Here is a 16199-nt window from a genome sequence, read left to right on the forward strand (position 1 = left end):
GTCCGTGGCGGCCCGGGGCCGCCACGGACCGTCACGGCCTACCGACGGTCTTCGTCATGCCAGCCGCCGCCGAGGGCGACGATCAGCTGAACGCTGGCCACCCATTGGGTGCTGCGCAGCGACAGCAGGTTTTGCTGCTGCGACAGGCTGGTATTTTGGGTGGTGGCGACATCCAGGTAATCAATCATCCCCGCCCGGTACTGGTTAAGCGTAACGCGGGCCGATTCCTGCGCGGACTCGGCGGCGCGCTGCTGCGCGGCGGTTTCCGCCTCCAGGGTCGACAGCTCCACCAAATAATTTTCCACTTCCTCAAACGCCGACAGCACGCTCTGGCGATAGCTGGCGACGCTGGCGTCGTAAGCGGCCCGCGCCTGCTCAACGGATGCCTTGGTGGCGCCGAAGTCCAGCAGCGTTCCGCTCAGTTCCGGTCCCAGCGACCATACCCGGTTCGGCATGGAAATCAGATTATGCAGCACCGAACTTTGGAAACCGCCGCTGGCGCTCAGGGTCAGGTCGGGGTAATAGGCGGCCTGCGCCACGCCGACGGCGGCGTTGGCTGCGGCGACGCTGCGCTCCGCATAGGCGATATCCGGCCGGCGTTGCAGCAGTTGTGACGGCAGCGCCACCGGGATAACGGGCAGGGTGGCGGTGAGCCTGGCGGCGGGCAGGCTGAACTGCGCCGGCGACCGGCCGATCAGCACCGCAATGGCGTGTTCAAGCTGCGCGCGTTGCCACTGTAAATCCAGCGCGGAAGCGCGGGCGCTCTCCAATTGGGTCTGCGCCTGCGCCAGGGTGCCGCGGGACTCGCTCCCGGCGCGGTATTTATTCTCGATAATGTTCAGGTAGCGCTGGTAGGCCTCGACGCTCTCCTGATACAGCGCTATCTGCTCATCCATGACCCGCAGCTGGAAATAATCCTGCGCCAGCTCTGATTGGGCGCTCAGGGTAATATTGGCCAGTTCGGCGGCGCTGGCCTGGGCATTGGCCTGGTTTTCCTCCACCGTGCGTCTGAGCTTACCCCACAGGTCCAGCTCCCAGCTGGCGCTGACCTGCGCCTCATGCGTCGTGGCGGCGGCGGTCCGGGTGCCGCTGCGCGTGGTGTCGGCGGTGCCGGTGACCGTCGGGTACAGATTGGCGCGCGAGGCGGCCGTCAGCGCCCGCGCCTGGCGGTACAGCGCTTCATACTGCGCCACGTTCTGGTTGGAAATCCGCACCTGGCCCAATAAGCCGGAAAGCGTCGGATCCCGGTACACCGCCCACCATTCCCCCTTGCCCGCCTCATCCCGCGGCGCGGCCTGCGTCCAGCCCTTCGCCTGTTTAAATTCAAGCGGCACCGTCATCGCCGGCCGCCGGTAGTCCGGGCCCACCATACAGCCGGCCAGGATCAACGCCAGCGCCAGGGGCAGCAGCTTCAGGGCGGGATGTGGGAATATCGTTATCATAAAGTCACTGTTGTCCGAAATCATAAGTAAGAAGGGTGAGGCGCCATCGTCGGGTTACCGGCTTCAGGCCGCGCCGGTTTTGCCAAAACGCCGCCAGGCCCGCTTGCCGGAACGGCTTAGCCGGTCCATATACAGATACACCACCGGGGTGGTGAACAGGGTCAGCAGTTGGCTCAGCGCCAGGCCGCCGGCAATCGCCATGCCCAGCGGGCTGCGCAAATCCGCATCCCCGCCGCTGCCCAGCGCCAGCGGCAGGGCGCCAAAAAAGGCCGCCAGCGTGGTCATCATAATCGGCCGGAAACGCATCAGGCAGGCTTGGGTAATCGCCTGCTGCGGGCTGAGCCCCTGGGTCCGTTCCGCCGCCAGGGCAAAATCGATCATCATAATGGCGTTTTTCTTAACGATGCCTATCAATAACAAAATGCCGATCAGGGCGATCACCGTGAGCTGGGTGCCGGTGATAATCAACAGCAACAGGGCGCCAAGCCCGGCGGAGGGCAGAGTGGACAGGATGGTCAACGGATGGATATAACTCTCGTACAGCATGCCCAACACGATGTAGACCGCCGCCAGCGCGGCGAGTATCAGCCAGGGCATGCTGGAGGCCAGCGCCGTAAAGGCCTTGGCGGTGCCCTGGAAGCCGCCCTGGATGGTGGACGGCAGGCCAATCTGCGCCATGGCCGTCTTGATAAGCTGCTGCGCCTGCTCGAGGGACACGCCGTCCGCCAGGTTAAACGCCACGGTGCTGGTGGCGGATTGCCCTTGATGCGCCACGGATAACGAGGCGTTGGCGCCGCTGAAACTGGCAAAGGCGGCAATAGGGATTTGCTGGCCCTGGCCATTGACCACCATCAGCTCGTTCAGGACCGCCGGATCGACGGTGAACGCGGCGTCCAGGGTCATCACCACATGGTACTGGTTAAGGGTTTTATAACGCGTGGCGATCTGCCGCTGGCTGAAGGCGTTATTGAGCAGGGTATCGAGCATCTGCACGTTCACGCCCAGCCGGGTGGCCTTATCCCGGTCGATATTCAGCATCACCTCCTGGCCGCCGGTCTGGGAATCGGCGTCCACCCCGGTAAGCTGCGGGATCTTTTCCAGCGCCGCCTTGACCTTCGGCGTCCAGAGCCGCAGGGTATCGAGGTCGTCGGCCTGCAGGCTGTACTGGTAAAGGGCGTTGGCGCTGCGGCCGCCGATATGCAAATCCTGCGCCGGCATCAGGAACAGCTGGACGCCGGGCTGGTTAAGACCTTTGGCGGTCAGGCGGTTGGCTACCTCGGCGGCGCTGGCGTCCCGCTGGCTGAAATCCTTCAGGTGCACGAAAAAGTTGGCGCTGTTGCGCGAGCCGAAGCCGCCGCTGCCCATGGAGGAGAGCACGCCGTCCACCGCCGGATCCTGCTGGATGATGCGCGAAAATTCCTGCAGCTTGGGTTTCATGGCCTGGAACGAGACGTTCTGGTCGGCGCGCAGCATGCCCATCAGCAGGCCGGTATCCTGGTTGGGGAAAAAGCCTTTCTGCACCACGGTATAGAGAAAAATATTCAGCATCACGGTCAGCACCAGGCTGAACAGCGTCAGGCGCTGGTGGCGCATGACCCAGGCCAGGGCAACGGCGTAGGCCGCCAGCAGCCGGGCCAGCCCGCGCTCGATCAGCACATAGAGCCGCGGCGGCTTGCGGGTCACCGGCGGCTTGCGCTTGAGCAGCCGGGAACACAGCATCGGGGTGAGGCTCAGCGAGACCACCATCGAAATCAGCAGCGAGACGGTGAGCGTTATCGCGAACTCGCGAAACAACCGGCCGACGATACTGCCCATCAGCAGGATGGGGATAAACACCGCCACCAGGGACAATGTCATCGCCAGCACGGTGAAACTGACCTCCTGCGCGCCGCGGATTGAAGCGCGCACCGGCCCCAGGCCCTGTTCGATATAACGGGTGATGTTCTCCAATACCACGATGGCGTCGTCCACCACGAACCCGGTGCAGATAATCAGCGCCATCAGCGACAGGTTGTCCAGGCTATAGCCCAGCAGGTACATGACCGCGCAGGTGCCGATCAGGGATACCGGCAGCGCCAGGGCCGGGATAATCACCGCCTGCAGGTTGCGCAGGAAGACAAACACCACCGCGATCACCAGTATGACGGCGATCAGCAGCGTTTCTTCGGTATCGCGCAGCGAGGAACGCACGTTAGGCGAGCGATCCACCACCATATGCAAACCGACGTCGCCGGGCAGGGTGGCGGACAGCGCCGGCAGCCGCGCCTTAATGGCGTCGATGGTTTCCAGCATATTGGCGCCCGCCTGGCGGGTCACGCCAATCATCACCGACGGGGTCTGGTTGTAGTATCCGACGTTGTATTTATCCTCCACCGAGTCGTAGACCGTGGCCACATCCCCCAGCCGCACGGCGGTGCCGTTTTGATAGCTGACGATAAGCGCCCGGTAATCGCGCGCCAGATCCAGCTGGCCGTTGCCGTCCACCACCCAGGATTGCCTGTCCCCCTGCAATATCCCCTTGGGTAAATTGCTGGTGCTGTTGGCGATGGCGCTGCGCACAGTATCCAGGGATAAGCCGAAGTGGGTGATCATCTGCGGGCTCAGCTCAATGCGTATCGCCGGCAGCGAGCTGCCCAACAGCGATACCTGGCCGACGCCCTCGACCTGGGCGATTTTTTGCTGGATTTCGCTGGAGGCCAGATCGTATAACTCCCCGCTGGTGCGGGTGGGGGAGGTCAGGGCCAGCACGACGATCGGCGCGTCGGACGGGTTGGCTTTGCGGTAGGTGGGCAGCGAGGGCATGCTGGAAGGCAGCAGGCTGCGCGCGGCATTGATCGCCGCCTGCACATCGCGCGCCGCGCCGTTGATATCCCGGTCCAGGTCAAACTGCAATATCACGTTGGTGGAGCCCTGCCCGCTGCTGGACGTCATTTCGCTGATGCCAGCGATTTGTCCCAGGGCGCGTTCCAGCGGCGTGGCCACCGTCGCGGCCATGGTTTCCGGACTGGCGCCGGGCAGGCTGGCGCTGACCATGATGGTCGGAAAATCCACCTGCGGCAGCGGCGCCACCGGCAGCAGCCGGTAGCCCAGCAGGCCGAGCAGCACAATGGCCAGCGTCAGCAACAGTGTCGCCACCGGGCGAAAAATAAACACGCGCGAGATATTCATCAGCGCTCCTGGCGGCCGTAACGGCGCCATGTCCGCTGCGCGCGCTGTGACAGGCCGTCAAACCACAGGTAGATCACCGGCGTGGAAAACAGCGTCAGCACCTGGCTGAATATCAGGCCGCCGACGATCACCAGCCCCAGCGGCCGGCGCAGCTCGGCGCCGGATCCGTGCGCCAGCATTAGCGGCAGCGCGCCCAGCAACGCCGCCATGGTGGTCATCAGAATCGGCCGGAAGCGCAGCAGACAGGCCTGGTGGATAGCCTCACGCGGCGTAAGATGCTGGTGGTGCTCCGCCTCCAGCGCAAAGTCGATCATCATAATGGCGTTTTTCTTGACGATGCCGATCAGCAGGATGACGCCGATAAGCGCTATCAGGCTGAACTCAGTATCGGCGAACAGCAGCGTCAGCAGGGCGCCCACCGCCGCCGAGGGCAGGGTGGACAAAATCGTCACCGGATGGATAAAACTTTCGTACAGGATGCCCAGCACCACATACATGGTTATCAGCGCCGCCAGGATAAGCCACAGGGTGTTATCGGTGGCGCTCTGAAACGCCGAGGTTTCGCCCTGGTAGCGCAGGGTAATACTGGACGGCAGTTTCAGCTCATCGGTCACGTTGGTTATCGCCTGCTGCGCGTCTTCCAGCGAATAGCCGGGTTGCAGGTTAAAGGAGAGGGTTACCGCCGGGAACTGATTGAGCCTGGCGTACAGCAGCGACCCGGTACGCAGGTGGATTGCGGCGATAGCGGTGAGTTTCACCATGCCGGCTGAGGAACTGGTGGTGGAGCCGCTCGATGCGCTTGATGTCGTCGTGGCGCCGGACGAACCCGAACTGCCCGAGGTGCTGGCCGTACTCGTGCCGTCGGTAAGATTGGTGGCCAGGTAGATATCGTCCAGCGACGCCGGCGACTGCTGGTACTTCGGCAGCACCTCGAGCACCACGCGATATTGATTGGACTGGGTAAAGATCGTCGACACCAGGCGCTGCCCGAAGGCGTTATATAATGCGGTATCCACATCGGCGGCGGTAATGCCGTAGCGCGCCGCCGCGTCGCGGTTCAGTTCCACGTAGGCCACCTGGCCCTGATCCTGTAGATTGCTCACCACCTCGCTGAACTCCGGCCGCCCCGCGAGCGCCGCCACCACTTTCGGCGTCCAGGCGACCAGGTTTTCGCTGTCCGCGTCGTCGAGGGTGAACTGGTACTGGCTGGGCGTGACCTGATCGTTAACCGTCAGGTCCTGCGCGGATTGCAGATACAGCTGGATGCCGGCGATATCCGCGACGGCCTGCTTAAGCTGCGTGATAATCGCATCGGCGCGCAGGTCGCGATCCGCGAAGGGCTTAAGGTTTATCTGCAGCCGGCCGCTGTTCAGGCTGGTATTGTTGCCGTCGATGCCGATGGTCGAGGATACGCTCGCCACCGACGGGTTTTTGAGAATGACATCCGCCAGCCTTTGCTGTCGCGCCGCCATCTCGCTAAACGACACATCCTGCGAGGCCACGGTTACCCCCTGGATAAGGCCGGTATCCTGCGGCGGGAAAAAGCCTTTCGGCACCACCAGATACAGCAGTGCCGTAAGGGCCAGGGTCAATAGCGCCACCAACAGCATCAGGCGCTGGTGATCCAGCACCACCGTCAGCCAGCGATCGTAGCCGGCCACCAGCTTGTCGAACAGCTGCCCGCCCTTGCGGTTGAACCGGCTCTGTTGTTCCGCCGGGATATGGCGCAACAGGTAGGCGCACAGCATCGGCGTCAGCGTCAGGGACACCACCATCGACACCAGGATCGCCACCGCCAGGGTAATGGCGAACTCGCGGAACAGGCGCCCGACCACATCGCCCATAAACAGCAGCGGGATCAGTACCGCAATCAGCGAAAAGGTCAGCGAAATAATGGTAAACCCAATCTGCGCCGAGCCGTTAAGCGCCGCCTGCATCGGGGTTTCGCCGTTTTCCAGGCGGCGCGAGATGTTTTCCACCACCACGATGGCGTCGTCGATAACAAAACCGGTGGCCACCGTCAGGGCCATCAGCGACAGGTTGTTCAGGCTGAATCCGGCCAGGTACATCACGCCGAAGGTGCCCACCAGCGACAGCGGCACGGCGATGCTGGGGATTAATGTCGCGGCCAGGTTGCGCAGGAACAGAAACGTCACCATCACCACCAGCGCAATGGACAGCAACAGCTCGAACTGCACGTCGCTGATGGATGAGCGGATGGTCTGGGTCCGGTCCGATAAAATCGCGATCTTAACCCCGTCGGGCAGCGCCGCCTGCAGGGTCGGCAACTGGGCCTTGATATTATCCACCACCGAGATCACGTTGGCGCCGGGCTGGCGCTGGACGCTGATGACGATGGCGGGCATGCGATTGGCCCAGGCGGACTGGAACGCGTTTTCCTCCGCTTCGTCGATTTGCGCGATATCGCGCAGGCGCAGCGCGGCGCCGTTCTGGTAGGTAATGATCAGGTTGCCGTACTCGGCCGCCGTGCGCAACTGGTCGTTGGCATCAATGGTAATGGAGTGGTATTTGCCGTCGAACCCGCCCTTGGAGCCGTTGACATTGCTGTTGCCAATCAGCGTATCGACATCGGCCAGCGTCAGGTTATGCGCCGCCAGGGCGCGGGGATCCATGCGCACCCGTATCGCCGGCTGATGGCCGCCGGCCAGCGTCACCATACCCACGCCGGAAATCTGCGACAGCTTCAGGGCGATGCGGGTATTGACCAAATCCTGCACCTTGATAAGCGGCAGGGTATCGGAGGTGGCGGCCAGGGTAATGACCGCCGTATCCGCCGGATTGACCTTTTTATAGGTCGGCGGGTTGGGCAGGTCGGTGGGCAGCAGGCTGTCGGCGGCGTTGATGGCCGCCTGCACTTCCTGCTCGGCCACATCCAGCGACAGCTCCAGCGAAAATTTCAGGGTGATAATCGACGCGCCGCCGGAGCTGGTGGAATACATCTGGCTCAGGCCGGCCATCTGTCCCAACTGGCGCTCAAGCGGGGCGGTGATGGACGACGCCATTACGCTTGGACTGGCGCCGGGATAAAGCGTCGTCACCTGGATGGTGGGATAATCCACCTGCGGCAGGGCGGAGGTGGACAGCATCCGATAGGCGAAAATGCCGGCGACCAGCACGCCGATCATCAGCAAAATCGTGGCGACCGGACGTTGGATAAACAGTCGTGAGGGATTCATTGCGCCGTCACGTCCTTGGTTTGCGCCGTATTCACCACCGTCACCTTACTGCCGGTATTGAGACGGTCTATGCCTTCGGTGACCACCTGGTCCCCCGGGGCGACGCCGGACAACACGGCCTGCAAATCGCTGCCGAACGCCGGCCCGGTTTTAACCGCTTTTCGCTCAACGGTGTTGTCGGCCTTGATCACATAAACAAAATCGCCGTCGCTGCTTAACTGCAGCGCCTGGGCGGGAATCACGGTCGCGCCGGCCAGCGTCCCGGTTTGCAGCCGGATGTTGACAAACTGGTTGGGGTAAAGGCTTTCGTCATCATTGGCAAAAATCGCCTTTAGCTTGATACTGCCTGTATCGCTATCGATTTCATTGCTGATAAAATTCAGCTTGCCCTGGCCGAGAGGGGTAATGCCGTCCTGATCGATGGCCGTGGCCGGCAGGGAATTGCCCTGGTGCAGCGATTTCAGCAGCGTGGGTAAATTAACCTGGGGCAGGCTGAAGGTCACCGCAATCGGCTGGGTCTGGGTAATAGTGACAATGCCGGTGGTATCGCTGCTGTGGACCATATTGCCGGGGTCCACCAGCCGCAGTCCCACCCGGCCGGACACCGGCGCGGTAATGCGCGCGTACTCCAGATCCAGCTTGGCGGCATTGATTTGCGCCTGATCGGCTTTGATCGTGCCCAGGTACTGGCCGACCGTGGCGGTTTGGGTTTCCAAATCCTGCCGCGACAGCGAGTCCTGCGCAAACAGGGTCTTGTAGCGCGCCAGGGTCAGCTGGGCGCTTTTCAGCAATGCCTGGTTTTGCGCCAGTTCGCCCTGATATTGCTCCAGGGTGGCCTGGTAGCTCCTGGGGTCGATTTGCGCCAGCAGCTGGCCTTTGGCCACTTTCTGGCCTTCGACGAAATAGACCTGCATCAACTGGCCGTCCACCCGGCTGGTCACCGTGACGCTGGCGTTGGCCACCACGGTGCCGAGCGCGGAAAGATATACTGGCACATCCGCCTGTTTCGCCGTCCCGCTGTGCACCGGCGTGGCCAGGCCGCCCATGCCGGCGCCCGCCCTTCCCGGCCCGCCCGCCCGGGGATCGGCATTCGTGCCGCCGCTATGCCTTGGCAGAAAATAGAACAGGGCGGCTGCAATCAACAGCACGACGATTAACAACAACAGAATATTGCGCCATTTGATTTTACGTTGTGAGCGGATTTTCATGCGATACGGGCGGCCATCAGTGGTCAGGGAATTATCATCGTACTAGGATAAAGTAATTCAGGCCGCGTTATTGTAAAAGTTTCGTCAAAAAGCATTTCACTTATACGGGGAAACAGGCATAACGATAAAGATTCTCCCCGCCATCAGCGCTGCTTTAACCACGCTTTTACCCGAGATAAAGACTCTGCTGAGCAGCACAATGAAGGATGAGAGTGATTGATTTAAAATAACATTAGGTAACCAGGTGCATTAAATATGCAGGCAAATGGCGCGTTGTCACCCCCGGTGTTTGTAAACTTGATAATATAATTGTCGGGTTTTTGCCCTGTTGGCCAATGATGCCGGTAACCGCTGGGAATCGCTGGCTTTTTAATCGCTGCTCACGGATTTTGCGGCATATTGACGGTTGTTTACCCCGGGCTATCATGTTTCACTCTGGTTAAAAATGTTAACGTTATGTTTTTAATGGTGGCGAATCCCCATTTTTATTCGCTATTTTGTACTGCAATTCACGTTTGTTATTGTTATTCCCTACCGCTTATGGAGATAACTTTACTTTTCCCCCGCCGGCTTATTTGACAGTAAGCGTGCTCACTATATAATCCGTTTTAATTTTACAGGGCGTCCCAGCAAAAAATAATTTATGCCTTGGGTGTATGATTGAATATATTCATTTTTTTAATACACAATATATGAAATGGAATTAATATTTTTTCGGCAACGATGCTCACTGTATTGTTAAAATAAAGAATAATTTATTAATTTTTTGATCTGCCCTGCAAATATGGATACCGTATCCTTGTAAGCTGGCGTTAAATGAACCGGGCCTTAATCCTCCAGCATAAATCGTGGTTTGCGGCAGACTTTAACGCTGGGTTGACGCTGGGTTTAAGCATAATCGCCCGGCGATGCATATATAACACCAAGGTGGATTAATGTAATTAACATAAACCCCATCTGGTTACATAAATAATAACTTCTCTCATTGTTAAAGTGGATCATTAATTTTTGTATAGTAGTTTTAATGTAAGGCTATTGTGGGCGGCAAAAGGCTATATGAATAAGAAATGATCGGTGTATTGATGAAATGTGCACAGGTCATGCCCTAGGCTTATCCAGGGGCGAACCGCCATTTTAATCCGTCGTCATTCTCGGGTAGGAAGAAAATATGAGTAATGTATTTAATCGACCGCGTGCCATGAATATTCCACCGACGCCTCTGCCGATCAAAGGGATCAGGAAAGAGGTGGTGAACCATTTTAAAGTCCAGTACAGCTTTGGTGATTTTATCCTTCACTCTACCCGCGTTCTGTTTCATAAAGATCGGAAAATCAGCGTGTCGCCAAAAGAGCTGGGGGTGCTTATCCTGCTGCTGGAATCCGCCGGCGAGGTGGTCAGCAAGGACCGGCTGATCAATGAAGTCTGGTCCGGCGGCAATGTCGGTGAAGAATCCCTGACGCGGTGTATCTATGTCCTGCGCCGTATTTTGCAGGAAGGCAAGCATAACCGGTTTATCGATACCGTTTATGGTAAAGGCTACCGTTTTACCCTGCCTGTTACCCGCGTCACGCCCCGTGAACGCATGACCACGGCCAGCTGCATTTTTGCGGTGCTGCCATTTCACCTGGACGCGCATCTGGATACGCTGGAACTGCATGATGCAATAGTGCAGGAAATGACCGGCTACGCTGCGGCCGGGCTGCACGTTCTGCCTTCGTCGCTGACGCTTGGCTGCACATCACTGCAAACGACCCTGGAATTGATGGAAAAGATCAAGCCGGATTATTACCTGACCGGCTACCAGCTGAGCCAGACAAGCGGGCCGCTGATGCGTGTTGAACTGATGCGCGCGCAGGATCATCTGGTGCTGCACCGGGAGGCGATAAACCTTGACGGCCGGCTGACGGTGGCGTGCATAAACCGCCGTATCAAGCCGCTGCTGTTGAAGCATATTCCCTGTCTGCGCGAGGACGGTCAAACCCTAAACCCCCCTTCGTCCACGCTTGATGCGCGGGCCGTTCACCGTGCGGGGCGCGACGCCTTCCTGGCCTACACGCCGGAAAGCCTGGGCAAGGCCCTGGACCTGCTGCAACAGGGGCGCCGGCAGGCCCCGGATGATATCGACCTGCAATACCATCTGGCGGAATGTTATTTCGCCCTCGGGCAAATGGGCATGATGGATTTTGATCATGCGTTGCGCGAATGCGGCGCGCTGATCGACGGCGTACTGGCGCGCACGGCGGATCACCCCGAGGCGCTGGCGTTAAGCGGGGTGCTGCAGGGACTGAATCGCGCTTTCAGCGAGGCGGCCGAACGGTTTAAACAAGCGCTGGCGATGTCCGGGGATAATCCTTCGGTTAATTATTATTATGCATGGCATCTGCTTATTGTCGGCGACACCGGCAGAGCGCTGTATTTCGCGCGCCAGGCCCGGAAAATGCTGCCCGAGATGATGGCTGTTCAGGTATTGATGATGTGGCTGGAATATTGCGACGGTAATGCGCAGGCGGCGCTGGATATCGCCGGGGGCCAATCACCGGAGGAGCGCGCTCATCCGGTGCTGCTCAGCATGCGGGCGGTCATCCTGTGCAGCGAGGGGCAACCCGGCCGGGCCGCGGAGCTGATCCCCCATCTGATGAACGGCAGCGAACAGGACGGCATTGTCTACCTGAACGCGCTTTATACACGCATGTTCTCGCAGTCGGCGGCGGTCAACGGCGAGCAGGTCGCCACGTTGATGCGGCGGGCCACGCATATGATGCCGTCGGCGCTGCTGCCGGTTATCCTCCAGTGCCAGGGATACCGGGCGGCAAAAAAATGGTATGACCAGCTTTCCAGCACTTCCTCGCCCTGCCTGATGTTATGGCGCAACGACCCCCGGGTTAAACCCCTGCGGGCCGAGGTCCCGGAGTGTTGAGCACCATGCCCGCAGGTAAATATTTCATCGCGCTCGGTTTGCTGTTAAGCGCCACCGCCGTGTCGGCGGACTGCTGGTCGCAGGCGGAACGTCATTTTTCCATCGAATCCAGGCTGCTGCAGGCCATTGCGCTGACGGAATCGAATATGAACCCGCGCGCCACGGGCAAAAACGCCAACGGCACCCGCGATATCGGCCTGATGCAGATCAACAGCCTCCATTTGCCCCGGCTGAGGACGTTGGGCATTGATGAGCAACGGCTGTATGAAGATAGCTGCGTCTCGGTAATGGTGGGCGCCTCGGTGCTCGCGGACATGATGAAGCGCTACGGTTATTCCTGGGAAGCGGTGGGTGCTTATAACGCGGGAACCGCCGCGGGCCGCAAACACCTGCGCATGCGTTATGCCCAACGCGTTTGGGAACACTATAAACGCCTGGATACGAGCAGCGCGCCGGTGATGGCGCGACCGGCTGCATCCTGAATATGTGATTAATCAATATATGCAAATGTATATTAGTCCTGGTTATTAATGTTTTGTTTAACGACTTTCGCTCTGGGCGGTTTTATACATCATTAAATTTAACTCGATGAATCAGATTCCCATCATGATTTATGGAAGACACAAAGGCATTATCATGAGTATCAAGGTTAATCAAAAACGCATGGGGTTAATAATGAACAAAGAGAATATCATATTGCCCCACAGGCCGCTCGCGGAAAATTATAAACAGGATATAACCGAACCCACATGCTGGCTGATGCAAACCCATAATCAGGCGTGCCGCATCCATTTCCAGTCGGGCCAGGAATCCTCCACCCTGAATCTGTCGCAGGATTGGCACGGTATTCTGGTCATGAATAAAATCAACCTGGAAATTATTTCCGGTGCGCCCATCCAGCAGGAGCTGCCTTTATTTGCGCTGGTGAAATTGCAGGTATTTATTGATGAATCACGCCGGGTGTCATTGAAATACGATCCCTTGCAGCCTTGGGACAGCATTAAACTTAACAGCGATCCGCTTATTGCCAACTGCGGCGATGTCGAGCGCTGGCTGTTGACGCAAAGCAACCTGCTGCCCACCGAAATGGGCATGCTGGCATCTTTTCTGCGCCGGACGGAATGGTATTGGCTCATCCGCTTTTTATTAAATGAATCGGTCAGCCACGGCAAAATACATGAGCTGGGCGCGCGTTATGGTTTGTCCTATTCGCATTTCCGGCGGTTATGCCGTAATGCCTTGGGCAATTCAGCTAAAAACGAGCTGCGCGGCTGGCGTATCGCCAGGGCCTTGCTCGATGTGGTCGAAGAGGGGCAAAGCCTGACGGAGGTGGCGATGCGGTACGGTTACGCGTCCTCATCCCATTTATCCAATGATATCAGGGATGCTTTTGGCGTTTCCCCCCGGGGATTGTGGAACATCATCAACAAGAAACTGGAAAAATGAAAGCGCAAAAATTTATACAGCAAAGCCTGATATGTTGGTGCCTGATCGGCGGAATGGTTCCCTTGCTGGCGCAGGCCAATCCACTCACCGGGGGAGCTATCGCCGCCGAAGGTTATGTCGCCAATAAAGACGGCTTAAAAATGTTTTTCGACGCGCTGTCGTCGCGTCTGGGCAAGCCGGTCATTGTCAGCAAGCTGGCGGCGCGCAAGCAAATCAGCGGCGAGTTTGACTTCAGCAATCCCCAGGATCTGCTGGAGAAAATTTCCCAGCAGCTGGGCCTGATTTGGTATCACGACGGCCAGGCGATTTACGTTTACGACGCCAGTGAAATGCGTAATTCGATGATGTCGCTGAATAATACGTCCTTTACGGCGCTGGACAACTTCCTGCGCAAATCCAAGCTGCTCGACAGCCGCTATCCGCTGCGCGGCGATGACAGCAGCGGCACGTTTTATATTTCCGGGCCGCCGTTCTATGTCGATCTGGTGATGAATACCGCCAAAAATATGGACGAGCAGTCCGCCACCGGCATCGGATCCGGTGATGAGAAAACGGCGGTTATCCATCTCAGCAATACCTTCGTCACCGATCGGGTCTATGAGCAGCGCGGAGAAAAAATTACCATCCCCGGCGTGGCCACGGTGATTAACGAACTGCTGAAGGGCGGCACGAAAACGGCCGGCACGGCGGTGCACTCGCTGATGCCGGACGCCATGCCGGCGCCGAAAATGCCCGAGTTCAATCTTGAGGCGCTGGGTGCCGGGACCACGGTCTACCAGCCCCGGTCGAGCCTGGCGGAAGCGCTGCGCGTCGAATCCGCCGCCAGTCCGATCAACGTGATTGCCAATCCCAATACCAACAGCCTGCTGGTCAAGGGTACCGCCAAACAGGTGCAGCTGATCACCAATCTAGTGGCGGCGCTGGATACGACAAAGCGGCATGTCGAGCTCTCCTTATGGATTGTCGACATACAACGGGACGATCTGGATCAGCTTGGCGTCAATTGGCAGGGGAGCGTGAATATCGGCAACCAGTTAGGCGTGTCCTTTAACGGCGGTTCCTATTCCACCCTCGACGGCGCGCGTTTTGTCGCCTCCATCCAGGCGCTGTCGCAGAAAAACCGCGCCAATATCGTCTCGCGTCCGGTGGTGCTGACCCAGGAAAATATCCCGGCGATCTTTGACAATAACCGCACTTTTTATACCCAGCTTATCGGCGAGCGTAACGTCGAGCTGCAGCATGTTACTTACGGCACCATGGTGAACGTCCTGCCGCGCTTTACCGCCGACGGGCAAATTGAAATGGTGCTCAATATCGAGGACGGCAACGAACTCAATGAGACCACGGTATCCGCCGGCAATATTCTTCCCAAGGTCGGGCGCACCAATATCAGCACCGTGGCCCGGGTGCCCCAGGGAAAAAGCCTGCTGATCGGCGGTTATACCCGTGATGAAATCTCCGGGCGTGAGGGCAGGATCCCGGGGTTGGGCAGCATCCCCCTTATCGGCGGCCTGTTTAACTATAAGCAGAATACCCAGTCCAATATGGTGCGTATTTTCCTCATAGAGCCGCGGGAAATCACCGAGCCCCTGCAATCCGACGCCAGCAACGTGGCGGACAGCCTGATTGCCGGCCGCCGATCCGCCCCCTTGCCGGACTGGTCGCGCAACCTGCTGGATAGCCAGAAATGGCGGTAAACGCCACCGGCGGCATCGGCAACGCCGGCGCGTTCAGCCTGCCTGACGCCAGGTTGCCCGGCCGGCAGCCCGGGCAGGATGTCGCCACCAAGGTTAAGGTAAAACGCAGCGCCGCCAGCCTGGTCAAACTGGCGGAACAATCCGGCAAAAGCGCGTCGTCGGCGGCGGCCCAATTCGCCAGCAGGCGGCAGTACGAGAAATACGCGCGGGATACGGAGATGAATTTCGCCCGTATCCTGGAAAACGATGCCATCCCCAAGGTGGATCAGCTGCTGCGTATGCTTAACAGCGGCAATCTGTTCCAGAAGAACGCGTTTTTGCTTTTTGCCCGCTCCCTGTTTCCTGATGATAGTGATTTGGTGGTGGTGCTGCGCGAACTGCTGCGGCGCCGTAAGCTGAACGAAACGGTGGGAAAAGAACTTGCGCAACTGCTGGACGAGGTGGAGGCGCAGGCCGACCCCCGGCTTGTCAACGCCGGCATTAACTGTGCGCTCAAGGCCAGGTTATTCGGGCAGGCCCATCTGGAACTGAATCCGGCGATGTTGCGGGGAAGCTACCGGCTGTTTTTACAACAGGAACGCCGGGCGCTGGAGGAGTACCAGGACTGGATCGCCTGTTATGGACACCAGTATCGCAACGTGATACTGGCGTTTATCGAGGCCGCCCTGATGGCCGATGTGTATGCGGTAACGCCCAGCTCGGCATCGGTATACGGCGATTTTATCGGTAAATTGGGCCAGCTCAGGTTGATACGCTCCGGGGATGATCTGTTTATGAAACAGCTATTATCAAATAAAGTGATTAATGGTTTAAATAAAAGTGAAACGGATTGGCTGATATTTTTATTCTCGCTATTGCAGTTCCCTGAAGATATAGATGATCATCTTCATTATTTAATTGGGGAAACGTTTTTATTGCGCCGCCATGACGAACGCTCCGCTATTTTGCAGCCTCTGTTTCGTGCATGTAAATTATTGCCACATGAATTATTTGTCTGCAATGAATCTGCGCAGCGTATGTTTATTGAGTTCGAATATCTTGCCGGCCTGGCGTATAAGCGCGAAGTCATTGAAAACAGATTAAATCGAAAATGACGGTGAAAGTTCATCGTCTTTGCATGGGAT

General features: G+C 58.4%; 9 protein-coding genes. 5 read left to right on the top strand and 4 right to left on the bottom strand.

The annotated features are described in order from the left end of the window. Positions 1 to 38: 38 nt before the first annotated feature. The 4 genes from ACL2XQ_RS02420 to ACL2XQ_RS02435 all read right to left on the bottom strand — a co-directional run bounded on the left by ACL2XQ_RS02420 (position 39) and on the right by ACL2XQ_RS02435 (position 9015). Positions 39 to 1442, bottom strand: a complete 1404-nt coding sequence (locus ACL2XQ_RS02420; RefSeq protein WP_410012244.1) for an efflux transporter outer membrane subunit — start codon at positions 1440 to 1442, stop codon at positions 39 to 41. Positions 1443 to 1505: 63 nt separating this feature from the next. Next, entirely contained in the window at positions 1506 to 4610 is a 3105-nt protein-coding gene (locus ACL2XQ_RS02425) for an efflux RND transporter permease subunit (RefSeq protein ID WP_410012243.1), read from the bottom strand. Further along, positions 4610 to 7807: an efflux RND transporter permease subunit gene (locus ACL2XQ_RS02430; RefSeq protein WP_413722040.1), complete on the bottom strand. Its 3198-nt coding sequence runs from the start codon at positions 7805 to 7807 to the stop codon at positions 4610 to 4612. The genes ACL2XQ_RS02425 and ACL2XQ_RS02430 overlap by 1 nt, the downstream gene beginning before the upstream one ends. Next, positions 7804 to 9015 carry an MdtA/MuxA family multidrug efflux RND transporter periplasmic adaptor subunit gene (locus ACL2XQ_RS02435; protein WP_410012241.1) on the bottom strand — a complete coding sequence of 404 codons (1212 nt, stop codon included), beginning with the start codon at positions 9013 to 9015 and terminating at the stop codon, positions 7804 to 7806. The genes ACL2XQ_RS02430 and ACL2XQ_RS02435 overlap by 4 nt, the downstream gene beginning before the upstream one ends. 1168 nt (positions 9016 to 10183) lie before the next feature. On the opposite strand from ACL2XQ_RS02435, the gene ACL2XQ_RS02440 reads away from it, so the two are divergent. From ACL2XQ_RS02440 to sctW, 5 genes are all read left to right on the top strand, one after another. Next, the gene (locus tag ACL2XQ_RS02440) at positions 10184 to 11932 is read left to right on the top strand and encodes a winged helix-turn-helix domain-containing protein (RefSeq protein WP_410012240.1); all 1749 of its coding nucleotides are present in this window, start codon (positions 10184 to 10186) and stop codon (positions 11930 to 11932) included. A gap of 5 nt (positions 11933 to 11937) precedes the next feature. Next, a complete protein-coding gene (gene iagB, locus ACL2XQ_RS02445; protein WP_413728925.1) occupies positions 11938 to 12414 on the top strand; it encodes a type III secretion system invasion protein IagB in 477 nt (158 codons plus the stop codon). A gap of 154 nt (positions 12415 to 12568) precedes the next feature. Then, positions 12569 to 13378 (top strand): helix-turn-helix domain-containing protein, encoded by an 810-nt coding sequence (locus ACL2XQ_RS02450; protein ID WP_410012238.1) that lies wholly within the window; start codon positions 12569 to 12571, stop codon positions 13376 to 13378. Then, positions 13375 to 15075 (top strand): type III secretion system outer membrane ring subunit SctC, encoded by a 1701-nt coding sequence (gene sctC / locus ACL2XQ_RS02455; RefSeq protein WP_410012237.1) that lies wholly within the window; start codon positions 13375 to 13377, stop codon positions 15073 to 15075. The genes ACL2XQ_RS02450 and sctC overlap by 4 nt, the downstream gene beginning before the upstream one ends. Beyond that, positions 15066 to 16169: a type III secretion system gatekeeper subunit SctW gene (gene sctW, locus ACL2XQ_RS02460; RefSeq protein ID WP_413722041.1), complete on the top strand. Its 1104-nt coding sequence runs from the start codon at positions 15066 to 15068 to the stop codon at positions 16167 to 16169. Before sctC ends, sctW begins: the two co-directional genes overlap by 10 nt. The last annotated feature ends 30 nt before the right edge of the window (positions 16170 to 16199 follow it).

The sequence above is a fragment of the Sodalis sp. RH14 genome (genome assembly GCF_047324285.1).
In the GTDB taxonomy this organism is placed as follows: Bacteria; Pseudomonadota; Gammaproteobacteria; order Enterobacterales; family Enterobacteriaceae; genus Acerihabitans.